The following is a 23,515-nucleotide window of genomic DNA, read 5'->3' as shown; positions in this document are numbered from 1 at the left end:
CAGCGGCGTCAGCTCCAACCTTCGGGGTCGGCCGCGAATCCACCCGACTCGATCGAGTTGAAGGCCGGGTCGGGCGTGACGAACACGTCGACCGAGGGCCACAGTCCGGCGTCGACGGCGACGGACGCCCGCTCGTGTTCGCCGACGCCCCACTGCACATAGGACAGCATGGCGTCGGACGACGTGAAGTCGTCGCCCGCGTAGAGCGCCGCTTCGCCGTCCTCGCTGCTCAGCCCGCCGAGGACCGCCGCAGGGATGCGCAGGGTTGCACCAGCCTCGAGGGATGCGATCTCTGCGACGTCGCCGAGATCGGCGTAGTCGGGGAACTCACAGATGTAGATGCCCGCGAGCGTGACCGGTTCGGCACCCGTGTTGATGATCTCGACGAACCCGTCGTCGCCGAACTCGACCACGTTGAGCTGGAGATCCAGCTGTTCGCCCGACTCGGGCGGTGGTGCCGTGGTCGCCGGCGCGGTGGTGGTTGTCGTCGCGTCGCCGGGCGCGGCGGTGTTCGTGGCCGGACTCCCGTCACCACCGCCGTCACCGTCGTCGCCGCACGCGGCAGCGAACAACGAGACCACGCCGAGGACGGCGATCAGTCGTGCGAGGAAACGACGGCGAGATGACGATCGGGGCATGGCGGGGACCTCCGGTTGACTCGCGGCAACGGTAGTCGGGGGATCGGACGTCATACCGCCACCCTGACGCGACATCGGGTCCCTCCGAAGAGAGACCCGATGGCACGAGGGCTCGGGTGGAAGCCGCCGCGCCACACCCGAGTTCCCGGGACCGCCGCCCCAGAACACTTCCCACTCTGCCGGACGCCAGGACACCGCGTTGTCAGCAGCGTGACGCTCGTTGCGTCAGGGCGCCGACACAGTGCCGGCCTCGGTCCGGGCCAACCACCGCACCGCCCATGGCCCGAGCTCGACCGTCGGGCCGATCGGGGTCCGGTCATCCATGCGCTCCCACCCCGGACCGATCGGCACCGAACGGGCCGCAGCGGTGAGGTTGGTGACCACGAGCGCGGTGTCGGTCCCCGTACCGCGCCGGATCGCGACGACGCCTGCGGGAGCATCGACCAGCTCTTGCTCGGCCTCGGGATGAAAGGCACGACGTTCGCGACGCCACACGAGCATCTCGCGCAATCGTGGCCACACCCGACTCCCGATCGGATCGCGCTCGAGCGCGTCGAGGTACTCCTGCGGCGAGGGGAAACGGCCACGGTTGAGGTCCCTCGGCACGCCCGACGCGTCGACGCGGTCGAACGCGTTGGGCGACGCGGCGGGCGAATGCACGTAGAGCAGGGGGATCCCCACGAGGGCGAGGGCGATCGAATGCCCCGCGACGATACGGGCCGCCAACTCGTCGGCATCGAAGGGCGCGCCCACACCGACCTCGCACAGGCTTCGCCATGTCGCCGCGAGCTCATAGGGCTCGGAGCCGCCCGGCGTCGCAGCCTCGTTCACCCGGCCTCCGGCTTCGACACATCGGCCCGCGAGGGCGGCGACCTGATCGACCGTCAGCCAGCCCTTCGCCGGCCGAACGCCGACCCCGTCGTGGCTCGCGAGGAAGTTCATGACGGTGGTGCCCGGCGGCAGGCTGATCTCGGTGATCCAGCGGCACAGCGGATCGGTGTCGCCCGTGTGGAGCGCATGGAGCACGAGCGGGGCGAGGGTGAACTGGTAGACGGCGTGGGCTCCCGGCCGCTCGGGGGTTCCGAGGTAGGCGACGTTGTCGGCGTGCGGGACATTGGTCTCGGTGATCAACACCACCCCGGGATCGATCTCGTCGAGGCAGTCACGCAGCAGCGCGACGACGGAGTGGGTCTGGGGAAGATGCATCGAGGTGGTCGCTGCGTCCTTCCACAAGAACGCGACGGCGTCGAGCCGGACCGCCGAGGCACCGGCCGCAACGAAGCGGAAGACCGCCTCGCAGACCGCGAGCAGGACGTCGGGCGACCGATAGTCGAGATCGACCTGATCGGCGCTGAAGGTCGTCCAGTAGTCGGCCTCGGAGCCGTCGTTGCGAACGAAACGCGTCACCGGGGGCCCGGGACGCGGCCGGGCGACGGCGGAGAGGTCGGCGCCGTCGGGGACGACGAAGAAGAAGTCGACGAAGGCGGCATCGCCGGCGAGATGGGCACGGAACCAGGCGCCCTGCGCCGAGACATGGTTGATGACCGCATCGGCCATGAGCCGAGTGTCGGAGGCCAGCGCTTCGATGTCGCGCCAGGTGCCGACGGCGGGATCGACGACGGCGTAGTCCTCGACGCTGAACCCGCCGTCGCTCGACGACGGGTGGAACGGCAGCAGGTGCACGCCGTTGATCTCCGGGGCCAGCGCCCCGACGACCTGACGGACCCCGCCGATCCCGGAAGGCCCGAACTGATCCGGATAACAGATGAGCCACGCATCTCGTTCGGACCATCGCGGCAGACGGGGTGAACGCCGAGCGGCCGCCACGAGCGCCTCGAGGCGGGCAACGACGGCATCGTCGGCCGCCGAGCCGTAGATGTCGGTGAGCAGCTGCCGCCGAAGGCTCAGCTGTCGACCTCGCCCGGGTCGACCGGCTCGGGCGGTTCCGTGCCGGTCAGTGTGCGGCTGTAGGCGAGGAGTTCGTCGATCCGCGCCAACGCCTCGGCGGATGCCACCCGGTCGGGCGGATCCTGGGCGAGCGCATCGTTCGACTCGCGCCAGAGATCGCCGATCTCGATGACGAGGTCCTCCAGCGTGGCGGGAAGTTCGTCGGTGGGCGGCGCGGTGGTGGTCGTCGGCGTCGTCGGCGTCGTCGGTGTCGTCGGCGTCGTCACTGCGCCGCCGGCGGGGCCGTCGAGCAGGTCCCCGAACTCCTCACCCGGGAAGAGGTTCTCGAGCGCCTCCTCGAGGGTCGAGCCGATGGCGAGCTGTTCGCCCTCGCCCACCGACACGATCACGTTCTCGAGCGTCGGCACGCTCGTGCCTTCGGCGGCGACATAGAGCGAGCGCACCCACAGGATCCCGTTGTCGATCGGAAGCAGGAGGACGTCGCTGAACTCGACCGTGGAACCGCTGGCGTTGAGCAGCGTCAGGAGCTGCGCGATCTGGTCGTTCTGCGCGACGCTGGTCGCCACGAGTACCGGACCGGGAGCCGACGCGCTGGTCACCTCGTAGCTGACGAGACGCGAGGACCCATCGGCGGTGGTTTCACCGACCATGAACGCCTCGAGCTCCTTTCGCCCGTCGTCGTCGGCGAACGGGACGAAGGTGCGCAGCGTGACGAACGACGGATCGTCCTCACCGGGAAGCGTCAGGAGGGAGTAGTACGGGTTGACCCGCTTCTCGCTCGTGGTGACCACGCCCGACTCGTCGGTCGACGTTTCCGAGGTGCCACCGGCGCGCACCGATCGACCGGGGTCCTGGGCGACGGCCCACGCCTCGGTGCCGATGATGAGCGCTTCGGCGTCGTCGACCTGATATCTGGCATACATGTTGGTCTGCACCCGGAACAGGTCCTGCGGGTAGCGCAGATGATCACGCAACTCGTCGGGCATCTCCTCGAAATCCGAGAAGAGCTCCGGGAAGGCGTTCTGCCACGCCCGCACGATCGGGTCCTCGACCGGCATCACGTAGAACCAGACCGTGCCGTCGTAGGCATCGACCACGGCCTTCACCGAGTTGCGCACATAGTTGAACGACGAGCCGGCGAGCCCACCTTCGGCCAGGCGGCCGTTCTCGCTGTTCTGGCTGTAGGGGAACCGGTCGGACGTGGTGTAGCCGTCGATGACGTAGTAGACGCTGCCATCGACGATGACGGGATATGCATCGGCGTCGAACGACAGGAACGGGGCGAGGGCCTCCACCCGGTTGTGGACGTCGCGGTTGTAGATGATCCGAGTGTCGCCGTCGACGAAGTTCGAGATCAGCGGATCGATCTGGCGGAACCGCAGCGCGAAGGCCGCCTGACGGATGAACGATCCCATCGAGACGCCGCCGGTTCCGTCGTACTCGTAAGGAACGTCGGCGCCCGTCTCGCTGTCGACATAATCGATCTCTGGGACGGTCGTGTCGACGAGCGCGTAGCCCGCGAGATCCTCGCCGTGATAGAGCTGCGGCCGATCGATGACCGACTCCAGCGACTCGTCGACCGCCGTGGGCAGGCCCGACACCACGAAGTCGGGGCTTCCCGAGGACGTGGGGGTGTTGGCCGTCGCCATGGCCAGGCCGTAGCCGTGGGTGAGGCGCACATGCTCTCGTTCCCAGCTCAGGTTGCTGTCGAGTTGTAGCTCACGCGCACCGACGATCACCTGACGCAACTCACCGTCGATGACATAGCGGTCGGTGTCGAGCGCGGTGCCGGCGTTGGCGACATCGGGCTCGGTGTCGACACCGACGAAGCGGTAGAAGTCGCGCTCGGTCTGCTCCCGCTCGAACGTGGGGTGCACGGCGACCGGGTCGAGAAGGCGGGCGTTGGCCACGGTGACGGCGTTGTCCCGGATCTGGTCGGCGGTCAGCTCGTCGGTGTAGTCGAACTCACGTTGCTGGATGGTGTCGAGTCCGAACGCGTACTGCGTGGCGGCGATGTTGCGGTCGACGAACTCGGCCTCGCGGGTGGTCTCGTTGGGCTCGACCTGGAATCGCTGCACGAACGCCGGGTAGATGCCCCCGACCACGATGGCGGTGAATGCCCACAGACCGACCGCGAGGACCGGCATGGTCCATCCCCGCAGACGCAGGTTGATCACGAGCAACACCACTGCGGAGAGCGAGATCGCGATCAGGAGGTAGATGGCCGGCAACTGGGCGTTGACGTCGGTGTAGAGCGCGCCGTCGACCACGCCCCGGCTCGAGACCGTGAGCTCGTAGCGGTCGAGCCAGTAGTCGGCGGCCTTGATCAGTGCGAGGACGGCCAGGATGGCCGAGAGGTGCACCTTCACCGTCGGCGTGGCCCGGCTTCCCGAGACAGCGGTGACCCGGATCGACCCGTTGAGATAGTGACTGATCGCGGTGAGGATGAAGATGATGACGAAGCTGGCGAACGCCCAGCCGACCACGAAGCTCAGAAACGGCAACTGGAAGACATAGAACCCGAGATCGACGCCGAACTGCGGGTCGTCGATGCCGAAGTCCTGGCGGTTGGTGAACAGCAGCCAGTCCTCCCATCGACCGGAGACGCCGGCCGACGCGACCAGGGCGAACACGGCGGCCACACCGGTGCGGACGAGGCCCTTCCGACCTGCCACGACATCGTGGTAGCGGGCCAGCAGTTCCTCTTCCGGGCCGGCCGGACGAAAGGTCGGTGCCGCCCGGTCGGTGAGGAACAGGTTGAGCCACATGAAGACGAAGAACACGCCGCCGAAGATCAGGGTCAAGGCCACCTTCGCGCCGAGAACCTGCCGCCAGACGGACGCCCGGTCGAGGGCATCGAACCACAGGTAGTCGGTGTAGAAGCCAGCGATCCCCGACAGCGACGCCACGAGCACCATCACCACGATGACGGCGATCACCGCGACGACGCGGCCGCGACCGCTCAGACGACCGCTTTCGCGACGGGGGAGATCATCAGCAGCGCGCATGTGTCAGCACACTATCGGCAGCCCACCCACAGACGGAGTCGAGGAGCGGATTCGCGCCTCGTCAGTCGGGGGCCGGGGCCAACCAACAGGTGCAGGTCGTGTGGGCGGGCGGATGCCGATCCCCGGTGGGGAACTCGTCACCGGCGGTCACCGCACCGGCAAGTGCGTTGTCGGCGCAATCCGGTCCACAGGGGCCGCCGGACTCCATCATCCACACGACCGGACCCTTGTGGGTTGCGATCGTCACGAGTCCGTCGACCGCCACCGCCGCAGCGGCGGCCGCCTCGTCGAGTCGGCGGTTTCGGGACTCGCGGTAGAGCGCACGGACCGTGTCGGACAACTCGTCGGCATCGTCGACCCGCTCGGCGACATCACGCAACCGCTGCAGCACCGGCTCGAGAGCGATGGCATCGATGTGGTCGAACGCTTCGGACAGGTTGAGCCGCTTCGACCCCCCGAGGGTCACGGCCAGTTCCTCGAGGGCCACGGCGGCCGCGGTCTCGTAAGTGCTGCGATGCCCCGCAGGATCATCGATCACGAAACCGAGCGCGGCGGCCCCGCTGCGCCGCACACCGTCGAGCAGCGTCCCCTGCTCTTCGACCAGCACCTTCTTCATCGCCTTCGCGGCCGCATCGGCGGCCGACTTGCGAGCGCCGGCACGAGCGACATCGAGGCCCACCGGCTCGGGCTCGGGCTCGGGCTCGGGCTCGGGCTCAGGCTCAGGCTCAGGCTCAGGCTCAGGCTCAGGCTCGGGCTCAGGCTCGGGCTCCGGTGCGGGTTCGGGGACGTCGATCGACTCCTGAGCCGAGCGGAGCTTCGCGAAGACGTCCTCGACAGCCGCACCATCGCCGGACGGTTCCGGTTCGTCGTCAGATTCCGGCTCAGGCTCCAGCTCCGGCTCCGGCTCGCGCTCGGGCTCGGGCTCGGGCTCGGGCTCTGCGTCCTCGTCGTCGGACGGGACCTCGTCCTCGTCCTCGACATCGTAGAGTTCAACGGCTTCGTCGTCTGCCGGGACCTCGTCGTCAGCCGGGACCTCGTCGTCAGCCGGGACCTCGTCGTCGGCCGGGCCTTCTTCCTCGATCTCGACGTCGGTCCGGGTCACCCCGGAATCGGAGGGCTCCTCCTGGAGCAGGTCGAGATGGGACAGCGACTCCATCTCACCGGTGGTGAACGCGTCCTCGACCGGACCCGGATCGGGGATGTCGTCGACGAGCGGGTGGCCGACCAGGCGGGCGGCCTCGATCTCTCCCTCGAGTTCCTCGGGAGTCGGGGTCGGTTCGGAGGTCACCCGAAGCCCGGCGCGCTCTGCCGCCGACCGCGCCTCGGGCACGGCGCGCACGAGATCGTCGACTGCGGTGTCGAGGCTTCCCTGCGCCACCGACAACGATTCGAGGAGACGATCACGGCCCGCCCGGAGCTGCTCGACCTGGGCTCGCCCCGTCTGACGTTTGCGGGCGAGGTCACGCAGCATCCGCTCGCGCACCGTTTGCGCCTCCGCCACCATGTCGCGGCCCCGGACGCGACCTTCTTCGATGACTTGCTCCGCTTCGCGGCGAGCCGCTTCGAGGAGTTCCTCCCGTGCCGCGCTGGCCTCGTCTCGCATCTGCTCCGCAGCGGCCAGCGCCTCGTCGCGCACTGCGTCGGCCTCGCGTTCGGCGCGTTCGGCGCGTTCTCTCGCGGCGTGATGCGCCGCCTCGATCACCTGCGTCGCCTCGACCCCGAGGGCCTCGGCGACCCGATGAGCCTCGAGATGCTCCGACGACACGCCGTCGAACTCCGCCAGCCGGCCGGCCAACTCATCTCGGTCGAGCCGGAGGCGACGGATCTCCTGGGCGGCGCGCTGCAGCTCCGCGCGCACTGCGGTCGGGTCGAAGCCGCGGCGAACCAGATCGAACGTCGCAGCTTCCAGGCGCGACGGGTCGAGGTCGTCAGCAGGCGGATTCACAGATCCGATGCTATGAGCGACGGCGACCCGGCGTGGGTATCCCCCACCGCGCCCCGCTCGACCCGAGCGTCTCAGCTCGCGACCAGCGTCAGGTTCTCCGTCTCACCGCCGAGGGACGCCAGGGCCGCGAGCGCATCGTCGAGGGTCGCGACGCCGATGATCGGCATCGACCCGGCATGCGGTTCGGCCTCGTCCACGTTCTGCACCGGCACGATGAACGCGGCGGCACCGGCCTCGCGCGCGGCCGCCGCCTTCTGCCCGACACCGCCGATCGGTCCCACCATCCCATCGCCCGTGATGGTGCCGGTCACAGCCACATCGAGACCACCGGTCAGCTCGCCGGCGGTCAGCAGATCCAGGATGGTGAGGGTGAACGCGAGACCGGCCGACGGACCTCCGATCGACCCGGAGTCGATCTCGATGTCGAACGGGAGCGGGAGTTCCTCCTGGCGGGGGACGACGTTCACGCCGATGTAGGCATCGCCGGGTCGGTCCGGATGTTCGCCCCATGCCAGCTCGACGTCGCGCGTCTCGAACGTGTCGATGTTCTCCACCGTGATGACGCCCAACTCGCCGGGCGACTTCGTGGCCAGCTGGTCCTGCAGGGACGCGAAGCCGGTGATGGGCACATCGTCGACGGCGATGATGACGTCGCCGGCGACCAACGAACCTCGCGCCGGTCCGTCGTCGCGCACGGTGTCGATCCCGAGCCCCGTTTCCTCGAAGACCGCGATTCCGAGGTGATGCAGCGCGGCGACGATTGCGGCGTCCTTCGAGACGCGCATCATCTCGAGGTTGCGTTCGCGATTGTCCTCGACGCTGCGGTCGCCCAGGACGTCGCTGCGCGGTCGGAGATCGATGTCGTCGTCGTACTCGCCGTAGAGCCAGTCGGCGATCGAGATGCTCGTGTCGAGTTGGACGGTGGTGAAGAGGATCGCGCCATCGGGTTCGTCGATTCCGTCGGCATCGATCGACACGCGCGAAGCCGTCGGCCGCGCCGAACCGGGCTTCTGGGCGACCAGCTCCTGATCGATGAAGCGCTGACCCGGCACGACGGCAGCGAAGCTCTTCACCGGGATCAGCGCGCCCAACAGCGCGATCACGCCGACCGCGAGGACCACGGCGACGATGCGCCACAACAGACGGCCACCACCAGGCGGCGCGTCGCCGCGTGCCTCCGGCCCGTCGGCGGGCGGTAACATCGGCGTCGGCGTGCTCACCTCATCCATCGTGCTCGTGCTCGTCCTCGTGGCGGGAGTGTTCCTCGGCAGTCGACCGCCGTGGGCGATTCAGCCTGCCATGACGGAGCGCCGTATCGGCACCGCGGGAACTCGCACCGCCCGCAGCGGCCTGCTGCTGGCCCTTCGTCTCGACGAGGACGACGACACGTCGATCGTCCTCGATTCCCTGCGGGCACTGGGACTCGTCCGCCGCGGGGTCGAGAAGCCCGTGGTCGGACGGAAGGCCTACGTACGGGTCTGGGAACGCATCCGCGCGGCGATCGTGCTCGCCGTGATCATCATCACGATCGGTGTGCTGCTGGCCGCCACCATCGGCATCGTCGTGCTCGCGGCCGGATTCCTGCTCGAGCAGGCGATCGCCTGACCGAGGCACCCGATCGACTCCTAGCGACCGAACAATCCCCGTCGAGGCTCACTACCCGGGAGATCGTCGAGGTGCTCCGACATGGGAGCGACCGGCGAGAACGCATCGACCGGCGCCATCGCCGCTTCGACATACTCGACCGTGTCGTCCTCGACCGTGTCGTCGACATTCACGTCCGCCATCTCATCGATGGCGTCGTCGGCCGCGGGCACCTCGGCGACCATGGTCGGTGCGACGGCGACATCCTCGACCGCGGCGGGCGCATCCGTCGACGAGACGCCGATCTCCACCCGGACGTAGGACTTCACGGCGAACTCGACCGGCTCGAGCGCAAAGAGGCGAGCGTTGGACTCCCCGTTCCGGGTGACCAGGTCCTCGAGATACGACGCTGCGGCCTGCACGTCGTCGAACTCGGCGTAGTGGGGGACGGTGCTGGTGTCGTCGTGGATCACGATGTAGGACATCGAAGCGACTCCTTCGCGGATGGGTGCCGTTCACCCCGTCGGCAGGAGTCCGGCGTCTCTTGAGCGTTTCCGGCGGCTCGGCGGCGGGGTCCGGACCGGTAGTGTCACCGTCGTGAACAGCTCGTCGGGCGCAGGTCGGCGCAGAGCCGTGGGAGTGGCCGGCCACACCGGCGACACCACGACCGCGCGACGCGGGCTCGGCGACCCCGACGGGACCGTCCGGATCGCCGCGGTGCGCGCGCTCGCCCGCCTCGACGAACTGACCGACGACGAGCTGGCCCGAACGCTCACCGACGACGATCCGGCCGTGCGGATCGCCGGTCTCGAGATCGCCGCGTCACGACCGGCACCGCCGATCGCGTCGCTCCTGCACGACCCCCATCCGATGGTGGTCGAGTCCGCCGCATGGGCGATCGGCGAGCGCGCCGACCCCGCGCCGGCCGCGATGGACGCACTGATCGACATCGCCCGAAATCACCACGAACCGCTTGCCCGAGAGGCAGCCGTCGCCGCCCTCGGCGCCATCGGCGACGATCGAGGACTTCCTGCCCTGCTCGATGCCACCACCGACAAGCCGGCGATCCGCCGACGTGCCGTCATCGCGCTGGTTGCCTTCGAGGGGCCCGAGGTCGACGAGGCCTGGGCGCGAGCCCGGACCGACAAGGATCGACAGGTTCGCGACGCGGTCGAAGAACTCCTCGGCCCCGAGGACTCGTGAGTCAGCGGCGGGACCCGCCGCCCTCCATGAACATCGCCTGCACCGACTCGTAGTGCTCGATGACGCGGCCGGCCCCATACGCCACCGCTTCGAGCGGCGAGTCCACGAGTCGCACCTGCACCTCGGCCTCGCGTGACAGACGGGAGTCCATGCCCTTCAGCATTCCGCCGCCGCCGACCAGATGGATGCCCTGCACGATCAGATCCTGCGCGAGCTCCGGCGGGGCCTGCGCGAGACACGACAGCACCGAGTCGACCATCGCCGTCACCGGCTCGTCGATCGCCTCACGGATCTCGCCGGGCGTGAGGATGACGGTCTTCGGGAGCCCACTCATCAGCTCGCGCCCACGGACCTCGGCGTTGACCTCGTTGTCGGTGGGATCCGCCGATCCCAGGACGATCTTGATCTCCTCGGCGGTGCGCTCGCCCACGGCGATGCCGTACTCGCGACGGACGTAACCCTGGATGGCGTTGTCGATGTCGAAGGACCCGACCCGCACGGCTTCCAGGGCCACCACGCCGCCGAGGGAGATGAGCGCCGTCTCGGTGGTGCCGCCGCCGATGTCGATCACCATGTTGCCGATGGGCTCGTTGATCGGAAGATCGGCGCCGATCGCCGCCGCCACCGGCTGCTCGATGAGCCGCGCGTCGGCAGCCCCCGCTCGCTTCGCGGCTTCGGTCACCGCTCGACGCTCCACCGCCGTGATGGCCGACGGCACGCAGATCACGACCCGCGGGCGATTGAGGCGGCTGACCCCGACCCGCTGCAACAGCAGCCGGATCATGCGCTGGGTGACGTCGAAATCGGTGATGGCCCCCTTGCGGAGCGGACGCACGGCGACGATGTAGCTCGGCGTGCGTCCGATCATCTGCCACGCCTCGTGACCCATCGCCAACACTTCGCCGTTGCGGCTGTTGAGCGCGATCACGGAGGGCTCGTTCAAGACGATGCCCTCTCCTCTGGCGTAGACGAGTGTGTTCGCCGTACCCAGGTCGATCGCAAGGTCACGTGCCAGTGTTCAGCGCTCCTCGTCGGGGGCATGCTCCAACGGCACGATACCGCTCGGTTGCTCCGCGGGTCGCTTCGGATTCTGCGGCGCGATGGCCCGCAGCTGTTCGTGGAAGTCCGGCATCCGCGGCTGACGCACGCGATGACCGAAGTAGAGCATCAACGATCCGCCGACCGCGGCGAGCGTGGCGACGATCAAGAAGACGGCGGCGGTGCTCATCGCGGCACCTGCGCGTCGGGCCCGTCGACGTCGGTGATGTGTTGCGCTTCGAGACCCCAGGACTCTCCGTCCTTCCAGGTCTCGCGCTTCCAGATCGGGACCGAGGCCTTCAGCGTGTCGATTCCGAAACGGGCGGCGGCGAAGGCTTCGGGCCGGTGGGGGGACGACGCGACGACCACCACGGAGGACTCGCCGACGGCGACCAGGCCGACGCGATGGAGCAGAACGACCCGACCGAGGGTGGGCCACTGCTCGCGCATCTTCGCCGCGATGTCGGCCAGGCGCGGCACCACATGCTCGGCGTAGGCCTCGTACTCGAGCTGCTCGACGCCGTCTCGCCCGGGGGCGTGATCGCGAGCGGTTCCGCTGAAGAGCACCATCGCGCCACAGCTCGGCAGGACCGCCCAGTCCGCGGCACGGCCGACCGGGAGTGGGTCTTCGGTGAGACCGAGCCAGTCGCTGCGGTCCTCAGGTGGTGTGAGCACGCCGTAATGGTAGGGCCGGCGGCGCCGACGCCCACCTCGGTTGGCGGGGGCGCGACCATCAGCAGCGAGGTCGTCGGTACGCTCACCACTCGTGGGTGACGGGGAACGCGACGCTGAGGAGCCGGCCGGACGTCGCCCCCTGCCGCCCGAGGACCGTGTCTGGCGACACCCGGCCGAGGTCGCACTCGATGCCCGGCGGGCGGTCGCGCGCCGTCGGGCCCGTCGGATGCGAACCGGCATCACCGTCATCGGCGGCGCCCTCGCGGTGTCCGGTCTCGTCTGGGTGAGCCGGGCCGACCCGGGCACCGGGAACGACGACCGTGTCCTCTTGGCCAGCGCGTCGGAACCCGCCGACCTCGACGGCGCGCTCACTTCGCCCGCCGCGGAATCGACTCCGGCGGCAGCCGCGACGAACCCGTCCGCACCGTCGACCGCACCCACGACGACCCTCACGACCGCACCCGTCGACGCGGTGCCCACGACAACGGTGGTCGCGACGACGGTCCCCACGACTCCCGATGATCCCCGTCTCGTGCGTTTCGAGGAGACCCTCGAGGATCTGATCGTCGTGCGGTCCTCCGACGGCGGGGTGCTGGCCGGTGCACTGATGGTCCGCGACGGCTACATGGTCACGAGCGACACGGCGCTCGGCGACGACGACGTCGTACTCGTCACCTGGGGAGGGTCGAGCACCGCGGGGACCGTGGTCGGACGCGACGGGGTCACCGACGTCGCCGTCATCCGTGTGGACGGGCGGACTCCGACCGCCGCGCACGGCGATGCCCTGGTGCGCGCCGGCGACGAGGTCACCTTGTCGAACACCGATGGCAGCCGGTCGTTTCAGCGGGTCGTCGCCGAACAGTCGGCCTCGGAGATGGCCAGCGGCCGACCCGTCGTGGGAATCGTCGAGCTCGATGGCCGCATCGGCGACATCGCCCCGGGCACGCCGGCCTACGACCGCGACGGCAACATCGTCGGTATCACGACGGCCACCGCCAACACGGCGCCCACCGCGATCATTCCGATCGAGCTCGCCCGGGAGGTCGCCGACGAGATCATCGCCACCGGCGGCGCAACCCATCCCTGGCTGGGCGTCACGGCCCGAAATCCCGATGTGACCGACGGCGATCGGCCCGGATCACTCGTCACCGCCGTGAACGCCGACGGCCCGGCCGCCGGTTGCGGCATGGTCGCCGACGATCTGATCACCGGGATCGACGACCGGACGATCGACAGCATGGCGTCGATGGTGGCGACGCTGCGCTCCTACGAGCCCGGCGAAACGGTCGACATCACGATCTGGCGAGCCGGGCAGGAGTTCGACTGCGACGTCGAACTCGCCTCACACGTCGATGCCGCCGCCTGAGCGGCGACGCACACGCCGCAGAATCAGGAGCGCACCCACGAGTGCACCGACCAGGGCGACCACCGAGACGACCAGCGCCAGCTCCTGACGGCGACGAGCCGGCATGCGATCGAGCGGCCCCGGCTCGTGACTGACGACCCATGCTTCCTCGTTCGTGTGCGTCGGCTGCCACCCGAGGGCGCGTATCCGGTCGTTCGAGACGACCCAGCTGTGCGAGGTGTAGGGCACGACGCCCGGAGGCACCGGCGAGACACCGAAGCGCCAGCGGGCGGCCGCGAGCGCGCGCGCCGCCCAGGCCGGCACCCGCACCCGCGGTGTCGGCCCTTCGAGGTCCGAGAGCGCGTCGGGTGGAATCCATCCGTCGGGAGCCACGTTGGCGACGCCATCGAGGCGACCCGTCACTGCGGTCACCACCGCGGCGGCGAGGTCGTCGATGTGGAGGTACTGCACCGGCGGATCGCCCTCGGCCGCGACCCCGAGCCGCGCTGAGTGGAGCACCCGAGCGAGACCGCCGAGTGCGTCGTCGGACACGATGGCCGTCGGCCGCAGGATCGCGACGGCGGCGCCGGGGTGACGTGATCCCCACTCGGCGGCGAGCTGTTCGACATCGGCCCGGCCCACTGCCCAGCTGAAGTCGGGATTGGGGCGAATGGGCGCGTCCTCGGTGATGGGGACGGGATTCGCGGCCCACGCGCCATAGACCATCGCACTGGACAGCACGACGACCTGGCGCACCCCCGCCTCGCCGGCTGCCTCCAGCACCCGCTGGGTGATGGCCAGATCCAGCTCTTCGGCGACGGGCTCCGGCTGTCCCGGCGTCGTCGCCGAGGCGAGGTGCACGATCACATCGGCGCCCGCGAAGATGGAGTCGAGCGGACCGGCGGCGAGGTCGACGCGCTTGGACTCGACGTCGGCAGCCACCGGGGTACCGACACGGTCGACGGCCAACACCTCGGTGATCTCGCCGGCCGCAACGAGGCGCCGCACGACCCGGGATCCGATGGCACCCGCCGCGCCGGTTACGACGACGCGAGTCATCGTGGCATCCGGCGATGGAACGAGGGGGCGGGGCGTAAAGACGCGATCACGCACCTACCATGCCGTCATGAGCGACGATCTGCCACCCGATGGCGACCCGTTCGGCGGCATCCCGTTCCTCGGTGAGCTGATGAAGATGCTCCAGGGCCAGGCCGGCGGTGGGCCCGACGCCGCCCGCCAGCTCGCTCGGTCGATCGCCAACGACGGCGAGTCCGAACCCAACATCGACCCCACGGATCGCATCGCGATCGAGAATCTCATCCGCGTCGCCGAACTCCAGGTCCAGCACGCGACCGATCTGCCCGTCGCCCAGCACGGGCCGCTGCGGGTCGCGGTCACCAACCGGTCGCAATGGGCCGATCAGACGATCGACGACTATCGCCCGCTGTTCGAGGAACTGGCGGCCGGGATGACGGCGACGATGTCCATGCCCGACGATCTGGGCGCGGGCGACCCCATGGCCGAGATGATGACGCAGCTGTCCCGGATGATGGGTCCGATGATGCTCGGCATGACGACCGGCTCGATGGTCGGCAATCTCGCCAGAACCGCTCTCGGCGGCTATTCCCTCCCCGTCCCGCGACCAGCGGATGCCCCGATCCTCGTCCTCCTGCGCAACCTCGATCTGTTCGGCACCGACTGGTCACTCGACCGCGACGACCTCCGATTGTGGGTCTGTCTGCACGAGGTCGCCCACCACGCCGTACTCAACGTGCCCCATGTGCGCGCACGACTCACCGACCTCCTGCACCGCCATGCTCGCGGCTTCGAGCGCGACCCCGAGATCCTCGGTGAGGCATTCGGCGGCCTCGATCTGTCGGCCGGGCCGGAGGCGCTCGCCGATCTCCAGGCAACCCTCGGCGACCCGGATGCGATCCTCGGCGCAGTGCGTTCCTCGACTCAGGAAGCGCTCCAGCCCGAACTGACCGCCCTCGTCGCGGCGATCACTGGGTATGTCGATCACATCATGGACCGGACGGGCGGCCCGTTGATCGGCTCGTACCCGATGCTGACCGAGGCGCTGCGGCGCCGCCGGGTCGAAGCCGATGCCAGCGACCGCTTCGTCGAGCGGATTCTCGGGCTCGAACTCGATCGCACCCACTACGAGCGGGGCCGCGACTTCGTTGCCGGCATCGCCGAGCGAGCAGGCGACGACGGGGTGAACCGACTCTTCTCCGACCCGGCCCATCTCCCCACCCCGAACGAGGTCGATGCGCCCGGCCTGTGGCTCGCTCGCATCGATCTTCCCGAGGTCTAGACGTCGTCGTCTCCGTCGTCGTCGGCCGGAGGAGTCGGGTCGACCTCGACACCGTCGATCGAAGAGACGTACGGCGTCGTGTCGTCCCAGTAGTCGGGTGCCGCGATCTCGCTGGCCGACGCCGGGGGCGCCGGCTGCGACGGCCGCAGGTCCTCGTCGGTGAGTTCCACGGTCGGGTCGACCTCGTCACCGCGGCCGGGAGCCGTCAACCCACGGTCGGAAAACGCACGGTTCGGATGTGCACGGTCCGGATCGGCACTGTCCGAACGAGCACTGTCCAGCCGTGACCGGGCGTAGTCGCCCAGACGCTTTCTCGAGAACGCGCCGCGTCCCGGTCCGCCGGCGATGTAGGAGAAGAGCGCAGCGGCCGCCGCGATGGCCACGAGGAACGCCCCGACGGTGACACTCATTCGGATGAGGACGGGAACGAACGCCCCCACGGCGAAGGCGAGTTGGAACCGCGCCTCGAAGCGGGCGAACGAGCGGCCGTAGTTCGCATCGGGCGCGTCGCGCTGGACGAGGGCATCGAAGGCCAGCTTTCCGGTGACGGTGCTGAACGACACGATGAAGCCGAGCAGCGCCGTCCCGAAGATCGAACCGTTGAGCGCTGCGAACAGGGCGACGGCGACGATGCCGGTGAGCGAGCCGGCCAATATCCGTTCTTCCACCATTCGCTGCCGTGCCGCCGGCGCCAGTTTCGCTGCCGACAGCGAACCCGTCACCGCGAGGAGCCCGACGATCGCGAAGTGCCAGAGTGGCGCCCGCGGGTCGCCGGTGATGTCGATCCCCCGCGCCGTCGCGGTCGCACCTCCGAGTGCGGCGCCGTCGCCGGAAGTGTTGAGGGCCTCCTTGCCACCGCGGAGCGCAAACATCAGCAGCATCGTCACGAAGCCGACGACGCCGCGTATGACCGCCATCGACGTCGCCGCGAGGAGGATCTTGGCGTCTCGCAGTTCGGCGCGTTCGGCAGCTTCGACGGGCTCGGGGGCAACCACGATCTTCGGGAGCTGGAACGCGAAGATCGTCGCCACGATGAAGCCGATCATGGCGAGGGCGGCAGCGAAGGCCGGGCCGCCGACCACGCTGAAGGCGCCGGCGACCGCCGCCCCGACCGGACCCGCGATCGAACTCAACAGCGCGAGACGGCTGTTGGCGCCCACGAAGTCCTGTTCGCTCTTGACGAACTGGGGCACCACGGCACTCTTCGCGACCGCGTACCCCTTCTGCAGCACGAGCACACCGAATGCTTCGGGGAAGAGGAGCAGTGTGTCGAAGTGGCGGATCATGAAGAAGGCGAGGACCACCCGACCGACCAGCGTCATGATGATCATCATCCGGCGACCACCGGCGACCCGGTCGATGGCCGGGCCGATGAGCGGGGTGACGACCGCGAAGGGCGCCATCGTCAGCAGCAGCGCCAGCGCCACTCGACCGCGGGACTCCTCGGGGCTGATCGAGAAGAAGATCGATCCGGCGAGTGCCGCCGTGATCGCACCATCCGATGCGGCGGACAGCGCGTGGACCCGGGCGAGGCGAACGAAGGGGGTGACGACGAAGCCGTCCGCGCCCCGGGCCTTGGGCTGTGGCCGCCGGAGTGGGCGCCAGCCGGAGTCGTTCACGCCATCAGTCTAAGTTGCCGCTCCGGCGGGCGGATCGCGTCGAGCAGTTCGATGTCGTGGTCGTAGGTCAACAAACCAGCGGCCGCGACGGGGGTGAACCACCCGAGTGTGTCGACCTCGTCGTTGGGGGTGAAGGCGCCACTCTCGACCTCCATGGTCCAGTAGACGACGAGCTTCTCACGGTCCTTGCCGTCGACATAGCGAACGATGGGCAACCGATCCATTCGGCGACACCGATACCCGGTCTCCTCCTCCACCTCGCGCACCGCGGTCTGCTCGAGACTCTCGCCGTCGTCGATCTTGCCTTTGGGGAACGACCAGTCCGCACGGTGGGGTCGGTGCACGACCAGCACTTCGAGTTCGCCGTCGTTCTCGCGCAGGACGATGCCACCGGCCGCCCACACGCTGACCTCGGGATGCGATTCGGTCAGCTGGGTCAGGAGATCAGGCACTGGCTGCTCGCCGGGCTCGGGCGAGCTGCTGGAGTCGCTGCTGGGCATCGATCCCGACCGTACCCTCACGCCTCGTCCACGTGCCGGACCCGTCGAGGGTCCAGGCCAATCGGTCGTCGGCCAGGTTGATGTCGAGCGTTTCGTGGAGTCGACCCTCCGTCATGGGGTCGGTGATCTCCAGCAGGACCTCGACCCGACGATCGAGGTTACGGGTCATGAGGTCGGCGCTGCCGATGTAGGTCACGGACCGCCCCGGTCCGGCGCCGTTGGCGAAGCGATAGATGCGCGAGTGTTCGAGAAAGCGTCCGACCAGCGAGCGGACCCGGATGCGCTCGGACAAGCCGGGCACGCCCGGACGCAGACAGCAGATCCCCCGGATCACGAGATCGATGTCGACACCCGCCTGCGACGCGGCGTAGAGCTTCTCGATCATCTTCGGGTCGACGAGGCTGTTCATCTTGAGCGTCATCGCGCCGCGACCGGATTCGATCTCCCGGTCGATCATCTCACCGAGACGGCTGCGGAGATGTTGTGGGGCGACCAGGATCCGACGGAACTCGTGGGCATGGCTGTAGCCGGTCAGCCCGTTGAACAGGTCGGCAAGATCCTCGCCCACCTCGACGTCGGCGGTCAGCACCCCGATGTCTTCGTAGAAGCGAGCCGTCCGGTGGTTGTAGTTGCCGGTGCCGAGGTGGCAGTAGCGACGGATCCCGTCGGCCTCCTCACGCACCACCATGCAGATCTTCGAATGGATCTTGAGACCGACGATGCCGTAGGCGACATGCACGCCGGCCTTCTCCAACCGCCGGGCCCAGCCGATGTTGGCGGCCTCGTCGAAGCGTGCCTTGAGCTCGACCAGCACCGCCACCTGTTTGCCGAGCTCCGATGCCCGGATGAGTGCGTCGATGATCGGGCTCTCGCCGGAGGTGCGGTAGAGCGTGAGCTTGATCGCCAGAACGTCGGGATCGAGCGATGCCTGGCGGATGAACTCGACCACCGACGCGCCGAACGACGAGTACGGATGGTGCACCATCACGTCGCCGGCCCGCATGACCGCGAAGAAGTCGGCCGGCCCCTCGTCGCCTTCGAGCTCGGGCTCGACCACGCCCTGCCAGGGCGGCCAACGAAGTTCCGGCCGGTCGAGGCTCGCGATCTCGAACAGGCCGGTCGCGTCGAGTGGAGCCGCGGTCGGATACACCTCCGAGCCGTCGAGATCGAGCTCGCGTTGCAGGAGGTCGAGCACCTCGTCCGATATCGACGCGGCGACCTCGAGGCGGACGGCGCGACCGAACCGGCGACGACGAAGCTCGAGCTCGACGGCTGCGAGGAGGTCGTCGGCCTCTGACTCCTCGAGGGTGATGTCGGCGTTGCGGGTCACACGGAACACGTGTGACTCGACGACCTCCAGGCCGGGAAAGAGCTGCTCGAGGTGCGCAGCGATGACGGATTCGATCGAGACGTAGCGGTCGGCCTCACCGACCTGCATCCATCTCGGCAAGGTGTTGGGCACCTTGACCCGGGCGAAGCGGTCGCGTCCGTCGACATGATCGCGGACGACCACCGCGAGATTGAGCGAGAGGTCGGAGATGTAGGGGAACGGGTGGCCCGGATCGACAGCGAGCGGGGTGAGGACGGGGAAGATGCGGGTCCGGAAGCGTTCGGCCATCTCCTCGGCCTCGGCCGGCGAGAGATCGGCGTGTTCGAGGAGCTCGATGCCTGCTGCGCGCAGGCGCGGCATCATCCGATGGAGGATGACCTCTTCGTGGCGGGCGCCGAGGTCGGTCACCACCTCCCTGATCGCAGCCACCTGTTCGCGCGGCGACCGGCCGTCGGGACTCGGTGTCTGCACGTCGCCGGCGACCTGGTCGAGAAGGCCCGACACGCGCACTTGGAAGAACTCGTCGAGGTTGCTGGTGTAGATCGCCACGAACGCAAGCTGTTCGAGAAGGGGGACGTCGTCGTCGGCCGCGAGGGCCAACACCCGGGCGTTGAAGGCCAACCAGCTCAGCTCGCGGTTGAAGAACGCGGTGTCGTTGTCGTCCCAGCCGCCCACCGGCAGCGACCCGACGGGCGCGGTCACACTGCTGCCTCGACGAGGAGCGCCGCGCCGAGTGCCCCACCCGTTTCGCCGAGGGTGGCGGCGCGGACCGGTACCGCGGCATCGGCGAACGCTCGATCGGCGACCCGTCGCTCGAGGTCGCGGCGGAAGGGCTCACCGAGTCGCTCGGCCATTCCTCCGCCGAGCACCACCAGCTCGATGTCGACCAGCGCGACCGCACCGGCGATCGCGGCAGCCAGCGCGTCGGTCGCATCGGCGACGATCGAGACGGCCATCGGGTCGCCGTCGGCGAGTGCGGTCTCCCATGTCGACGACTTCATTCTGCGGTCTCCGGCGAGATCGACGAGAGCCGTCGACTCGCCGGCTGCGTGACGCGCCCGGGCGCGGCGCTCCATCATGGCGCGCCCGGCATAGTCCTCGACCTCGCCGTGGCCGATGCCATCGCTGCCGAAGTCCCGGAACGCGACAATGGCGTGGCCCAGCTCTCCGGCGAGACCGCGCGGACCTCGCCGCAGCGTGCCGTCGAGCACGAGGCCGGCGCCGACACCGGTCCCCATGAAGATCCCGAGGACGTCGGCGACCCCGCTGGCGGCACCGAAGCGGACTTCGGCGAGGGTGCCCACGTTGACGTCGTTGTCGACCTCCACCCGGCGCCCATAGCACCGCTCGCGCAACTCCGAAGCGACGTCGACCTCGTGGTCCCACCCCGGCAGGTTGGTGGCCAATGGCAGCACGCCGGTGCCCGGACGGACCGGCCCGGGGACCCCGACCCCGATGGCATCGGCACGTCCGTCGGGGTCGACCTTGGCGACGACGGCAGCGATGGCATCCAGCACGTCGATCGGAGTCCCGACCTTGGGCGTGGACTTCTTCGCAGTCCCGACGACTCGGCCGTTCTCGACGAGCACGCCCATGATCTTGGTTCCGCCGAGGTCGATGCCGATGCGTGGCATCACGTCGCCCGACGCACGATCACGAGGCAGCCTCGTCGTCCTCCGGGTAGCCGAGGTCCCATTCGACGACGATCCGCCCACGTTCCCCGTCGCGGTTCACGCGTTCGCGATTGCGACGGAACTGCGGATCGTGCGGCGGGAGGAGGAGCAGGCGGGCGTTGACCCGGTCCCGGAAGCCGTCCATGACGTCGCGTTCGCCGTAGACGGCGCGGATCTCCCAGTGGGGGGCCGTGGGGCCGAGGTAGACGATGGTCGCTTGGCCGATCGGTGGTTCGTCGTTTGCGATGTCTGCGGTGTCGGTCATTGCGGTGCCTCGCGCTCGTGCAATAGAAGCGTGGGTAGGGAACGGGACGGATGTCCGGTGCTGTCGCAGTCTAACCGCCACATTCGCGGGCCGGATTCCCGCCCGACGGCACCGAAATCACACGCTTCGTGCTGGAACGACTTCAGTGAGTGGCCATTTCGCGTCGAATGGAGCTTTACGGGAACTTTCCCCGAGATCTGGGCGTACTACCCGTACCGAATGCGGGCATCGGCAATCGGGCGCAAGTGCTCGAGGGCACGGCCCAAGGAGACTCGAATGGACACCAGCTGGATGGCAGGCGGAAATTGCGCCACCCACCCCCCGGACACGTTCTTTCCTTCCGACGGTGTGGGTGTCGAGATCGCCCGGCGGATCTGCGACGGCTGCCCCGTCCAGGAGCGCTGCCTCGAGTACGCGCTGCGCAACCGGATCGATCACGGCGTGTGGGGCGGCACCAGCGAACGCCAACGGCGCCGCATCCTCAAGGCCCGCCGCGACGCCACCACACCGATCGCCGTCTGAGCGATCAGTCCCATATCCGGAACGCGTCGACGACTGCATCGGCTGCGTCGCGCAGTCGCTCCTTCACACCCGGTGACCGCGTCGGCAGATCATCCATCATGTCGTCCATCATGTCGTCGGGCGGCGCCGGGCTGACCACGATCCACAGGTAGCCGTCGCCGTCGACGACCGCGACATACGAGCCGTCGATCGCCGCACTCCACATGTCGGCTTCCTCGCCGTGCGTCATCGAACCGTCGCCGAGTGCGTCCATGTCGACGTCGCCGTCCTGGCGAAACACCGACACCGGATCACCGAGGCCGCTCCGATACACCAAATGGATCGTGTCCCCTTCGGCGAAGGCCTGTTCCATCGAATAGTCGGCGGGCATCGGAAGCGACGCAACGGTTGCCTCATCCATCGAGATGGGTTCCATGTCGTCCATCTCGGCGGGCATCGGCGCGCCGTCGAGCACCGCGGCCGCCACCTCGTGGCGGGCGATGAGGTCACCCAACGCGGGGACGGTCGTCGACCCGCCGAGCCCTCCGACCACGCCGGCGATGATCGCCATGGCCGCGGCCGCCGCCGCGAACGTCGGCACCCGACGGCGACGCAACGCCACGACCGCAGCGCCGACCGGCGCCTGGCTGCCCTGGGCCCCATCGCTTTCCACGGAGGCGACGATGCGTTCGAGAGCGCCGACGGGGATGTCCACGACGGCGTCGCGCACCGTCGATCGAATACGAGCCAGATCGGCACAGGTGGCGGCCACGTCGGGGTCGGCGGCGAGCGCGGCCTCGACTTCGCGTGCTTCGACCGTCGAGAGCTCCCCATCGAGGTAGGCCGAGAGCCACTCCTCGTTCACGACAGCACCTCCCGGAGCCGCATGCGCCCGCGATGGACGCGAGACCGAACCGTTCCCACCGGCACACCGGTCTGTGCCGCGATCTCGCCATAGCTGAGGCCGGCGACATCACACAGGACGACGGCGACACGAAACTCTTCCTGCAGCCCGGCGAGAGCCGTCTGGAGGTGGTCGGGCAGCGACTGCATGGCGAGCGCCTCGTCGGCTCCGGGACCGCCTGCAAGGACGCGGTCGGGATCGTCGGGAAGCGCCGTCTGCGGTCGCCGCGCGCGGCGCCGCGTTTCATCGAGGAAGACATTGGTCACGATGCGAGCGAGCCATCCTTCAAGCGAACCGGGGGTGTAGTTGGCGAGGCCGCGCTGCACACGCAGCAACGACTCCTGGACAACGTCCTCGGCGTCGGAATGGTTCCCCGCGAGTCGGTACGCGACGGAGTACATGAATCGGGTGTGGCCGCGCGCGACCTCATCCCAGGTGGGCACGGTCCCCGCCGCATCGGTCGGGTCGGGCCCGGTCAAGTGACCGGAATTCAGGTGGTGGGCGTCGAGTCGTCGTCCTTGGCACCCTCCGCGAGTCCCTGCTTGAACTCGTTTTGGGCCTGTCCGAGCGACCGAGCGAGCTTCGGAAGCTTGGCGCCTCCGAAGATCAGCACTGCGAGGGCCAAGACAATGAGCAACTCGTTGGTCTGGAGGAAAGCAACCATGACCCCGAGAGTACCGCCTCGATCGAGCGAGTCGTAGGAGGGCTGGGGAAGAATCGCGTGATCAGGCGGTGACGCTGCCGGCTTGGGCCGCCGCCGCGGCTCGGGCGAGCGCCCGTTGACGCCGGATGCGGCGCCGTTCGCGCTCGCTCATGCCGCCCCAGATGCCGAACTTCTCACCGTTCTGCAGGGCGTATTCCAGGCAATCCTCTCGAACCACACAGCCACGGCAGACTTCTTTGGCCTCGCGGGTGGACGCACCACGCTCGGGGAAGAACAGGTCGGGGTCGACACCCAGGCAGTTGGCGTAGTCCTGCCAGGCTTTTTCTTCGGTCTCGATGTCGGAATGCATGGCCATGGGATCCTCCGTGGCGCTCGATGGAATCCAGCGTGGATTCCCT

At 68.8% G+C, this 23,515-nt stretch carries 24 protein-coding genes; 5 read left to right on the top strand and 19 right to left on the bottom strand.

The genetic code is table 11. The annotated features are described in order from the left end of the window. Positions 1-8: 8 nt before the first annotated feature. From R2707_12940 to R2707_12920, 5 genes are all read right to left on the bottom strand, one after another. The gene (locus R2707_12940) at positions 9-638 is read right to left on the bottom strand and encodes a hypothetical protein (protein ID MEZ5245998.1); all 630 of its coding nucleotides are present in this window, start codon (positions 636-638) and stop codon (positions 9-11) included. A 225-nt stretch (positions 639-863) separates the two neighbouring features. After that, positions 864-2,465, bottom strand: a complete 1,602-nt coding sequence (locus R2707_12935; protein MEZ5245997.1) for an alpha-amylase family glycosyl hydrolase — start codon at positions 2,463-2,465, stop codon at positions 864-866. 77 nt (positions 2,466-2,542) lie between these two features. After that, entirely contained in the window at positions 2,543-5,554 is a 3,012-nt protein-coding gene (locus tag R2707_12930; GenBank protein MEZ5245996.1) for a UPF0182 family protein, read from the bottom strand. A 61-nt stretch (positions 5,555-5,615) separates the two neighbouring features. Then, the gene (locus R2707_12925) at positions 5,616-7,499 is read right to left on the bottom strand and encodes a hypothetical protein (protein MEZ5245995.1); all 1,884 of its coding nucleotides are present in this window, start codon (positions 7,497-7,499) and stop codon (positions 5,616-5,618) included. A gap of 71 nt (positions 7,500-7,570) precedes the next feature. Next, positions 7,571-8,719, bottom strand: coding sequence for a S16 family serine protease (locus R2707_12920; GenBank protein MEZ5245994.1), 1,149 nt, complete (start codon positions 8,717-8,719; stop codon positions 7,571-7,573). On the opposite strand from R2707_12920, the gene R2707_12915 reads away from it, so the two are divergent. Further along, positions 8,712-9,104 (top strand): hypothetical protein, encoded by a 393-nt coding sequence (locus tag R2707_12915; protein MEZ5245993.1) that lies wholly within the window; start codon positions 8,712-8,714, stop codon positions 9,102-9,104. The two genes, R2707_12920 and R2707_12915, sit on opposite strands and share 8 nt — an antisense overlap. A 20-nt stretch (positions 9,105-9,124) precedes the next feature. On the opposite strand, the gene R2707_12910 is transcribed toward R2707_12915, so the two are convergent. Continuing rightward, positions 9,125-9,568 (bottom strand): hypothetical protein, encoded by a 444-nt coding sequence (locus R2707_12910; protein ID MEZ5245992.1) that lies wholly within the window; start codon positions 9,566-9,568, stop codon positions 9,125-9,127. Positions 9,569-9,680: 112 nt separating this feature from the next. Between R2707_12910 and R2707_12905 the strand changes: the two genes are divergently transcribed. Beyond that, positions 9,681-10,286, top strand: coding sequence for a HEAT repeat domain-containing protein (locus R2707_12905; GenBank protein ID MEZ5245991.1), 606 nt, complete (start codon positions 9,681-9,683; stop codon positions 10,284-10,286). Between the two features lies 1 nt (position 10,287). Here the strand turns inward: R2707_12905 and R2707_12900 are convergent, their stop codons facing one another. Genes R2707_12900 through R2707_12890 form a run of 3 tightly spaced genes read right to left on the bottom strand, consistent with a single transcriptional unit; the run spans position 10,288 to position 11,999 of the window. Beyond that, positions 10,288-11,301, bottom strand: coding sequence for a rod shape-determining protein (locus R2707_12900; GenBank protein ID MEZ5245990.1), 1,014 nt, complete (start codon positions 11,299-11,301; stop codon positions 10,288-10,290). 3 nt (positions 11,302-11,304) lie between these two features. Next, positions 11,305-11,514, bottom strand: coding sequence for a hypothetical protein (locus tag R2707_12895; protein ID MEZ5245989.1), 210 nt, complete (start codon positions 11,512-11,514; stop codon positions 11,305-11,307). Further along, positions 11,511-11,999: a molybdenum cofactor biosynthesis protein MoaE gene (locus R2707_12890; GenBank protein MEZ5245988.1), complete on the bottom strand. Its 489-nt coding sequence runs from the start codon at positions 11,997-11,999 to the stop codon at positions 11,511-11,513. Before R2707_12890 ends, R2707_12895 begins: the two co-directional genes overlap by 4 nt. Before the next feature lie 91 nt (positions 12,000-12,090). On the opposite strand from R2707_12890, the gene R2707_12885 reads away from it, so the two are divergent. Further along, positions 12,091-13,365: a S1C family serine protease gene (locus R2707_12885; GenBank protein ID MEZ5245987.1), complete on the top strand. Its 1,275-nt coding sequence runs from the start codon at positions 12,091-12,093 to the stop codon at positions 13,363-13,365. Here the strand turns inward: R2707_12885 and R2707_12880 are convergent. Then, positions 13,342-14,403: an NAD-dependent epimerase/dehydratase family protein gene (locus R2707_12880; GenBank protein MEZ5245986.1), complete on the bottom strand. Its 1,062-nt coding sequence runs from the start codon at positions 14,401-14,403 to the stop codon at positions 13,342-13,344. The genes R2707_12885 and R2707_12880 overlap by 24 nt on opposite strands. Positions 14,404-14,470: 67 nt before the next feature. Here R2707_12880 and R2707_12875 point away from each other — a divergent pair, with 67 nt between their 5' ends. Next, the gene (locus tag R2707_12875) at positions 14,471-15,661 is read left to right on the top strand and encodes a zinc-dependent metalloprotease (GenBank protein MEZ5245985.1); all 1,191 of its coding nucleotides are present in this window, start codon (positions 14,471-14,473) and stop codon (positions 15,659-15,661) included. Here the strand turns inward: R2707_12875 and R2707_12870 are convergent. The 5 genes from R2707_12870 to R2707_12850 are packed head-to-tail and all read right to left on the bottom strand — an operon-like array spanning position 15,658 to position 21,048. Further along, positions 15,658-17,280 (bottom strand): hypothetical protein, encoded by a 1,623-nt coding sequence (locus R2707_12870; GenBank protein ID MEZ5245984.1) that lies wholly within the window; start codon positions 17,278-17,280, stop codon positions 15,658-15,660. The two genes, R2707_12875 and R2707_12870, sit on opposite strands and share 4 nt — an antisense overlap. Next, positions 17,277-17,732, bottom strand: a complete 456-nt coding sequence (locus R2707_12865; protein MEZ5245983.1) for an NUDIX hydrolase — start codon at positions 17,730-17,732, stop codon at positions 17,277-17,279. The genes R2707_12870 and R2707_12865 overlap by 4 nt, the downstream gene beginning before the upstream one ends. Beyond that, positions 17,725-19,812: a polyphosphate kinase 1 gene (gene ppk1 / locus R2707_12860; protein ID MEZ5245982.1), complete on the bottom strand. Its 2,088-nt coding sequence runs from the start codon at positions 19,810-19,812 to the stop codon at positions 17,725-17,727. Before ppk1 ends, R2707_12865 begins: the two co-directional genes overlap by 8 nt. After that, positions 19,809-20,744 (bottom strand): ROK family protein, encoded by a 936-nt coding sequence (locus R2707_12855; protein MEZ5245981.1) that lies wholly within the window; start codon positions 20,742-20,744, stop codon positions 19,809-19,811. Before R2707_12855 ends, ppk1 begins: the two co-directional genes overlap by 4 nt. Before the next feature lie 19 nt (positions 20,745-20,763). Further along, positions 20,764-21,048: a hypothetical protein gene (locus tag R2707_12850; GenBank protein MEZ5245980.1), complete on the bottom strand. Its 285-nt coding sequence runs from the start codon at positions 21,046-21,048 to the stop codon at positions 20,764-20,766. A gap of 276 nt (positions 21,049-21,324) precedes the next feature. On the opposite strand from R2707_12850, the gene R2707_12845 reads away from it, so the two are divergent. After that, positions 21,325-21,570, top strand: coding sequence for a WhiB family transcriptional regulator (locus tag R2707_12845; protein MEZ5245979.1), 246 nt, complete (start codon positions 21,325-21,327; stop codon positions 21,568-21,570). A 4-nt stretch (positions 21,571-21,574) separates the two neighbouring features. Here the strand turns inward: R2707_12845 and R2707_12840 are convergent, their stop codons facing one another. The 4 genes from R2707_12840 to R2707_12825 form a co-directional block, all read right to left on the bottom strand. Then, positions 21,575-22,414 carry a zf-HC2 domain-containing protein gene (locus tag R2707_12840; GenBank protein ID MEZ5245978.1) on the bottom strand — a complete coding sequence of 280 codons (840 nt, stop codon included), beginning with the start codon at positions 22,412-22,414 and terminating at the stop codon, positions 21,575-21,577. Next, positions 22,411-22,896, bottom strand: coding sequence for a sigma-70 family RNA polymerase sigma factor (locus R2707_12835; GenBank protein ID MEZ5245977.1), 486 nt, complete (start codon positions 22,894-22,896; stop codon positions 22,411-22,413). Before R2707_12835 ends, R2707_12840 begins: the two co-directional genes overlap by 4 nt. 47 nt (positions 22,897-22,943) lie before the next feature. Further along, positions 22,944-23,117 (bottom strand): twin-arginine translocase TatA/TatE family subunit, encoded by a 174-nt coding sequence (locus tag R2707_12830; GenBank protein ID MEZ5245976.1) that lies wholly within the window; start codon positions 23,115-23,117, stop codon positions 22,944-22,946. A gap of 61 nt (positions 23,118-23,178) precedes the next feature. Continuing rightward, positions 23,179-23,466 (bottom strand): WhiB family transcriptional regulator, encoded by a 288-nt coding sequence (locus R2707_12825; GenBank protein MEZ5245975.1) that lies wholly within the window; start codon positions 23,464-23,466, stop codon positions 23,179-23,181. Positions 23,467-23,515 lie beyond the last annotated feature (49 nt).

It is taken from the genome of Acidimicrobiales bacterium, assembly GCA_041394245.1.
In the GTDB taxonomy this organism is placed as follows: Bacteria; Actinomycetota; Acidimicrobiia; order Acidimicrobiales; family Aldehydirespiratoraceae; genus JAJRXC01.
The sequence above is the reverse complement of the archived record's forward strand: the minus strand, read 5'-3'. Positions and strand labels throughout refer to the sequence as shown.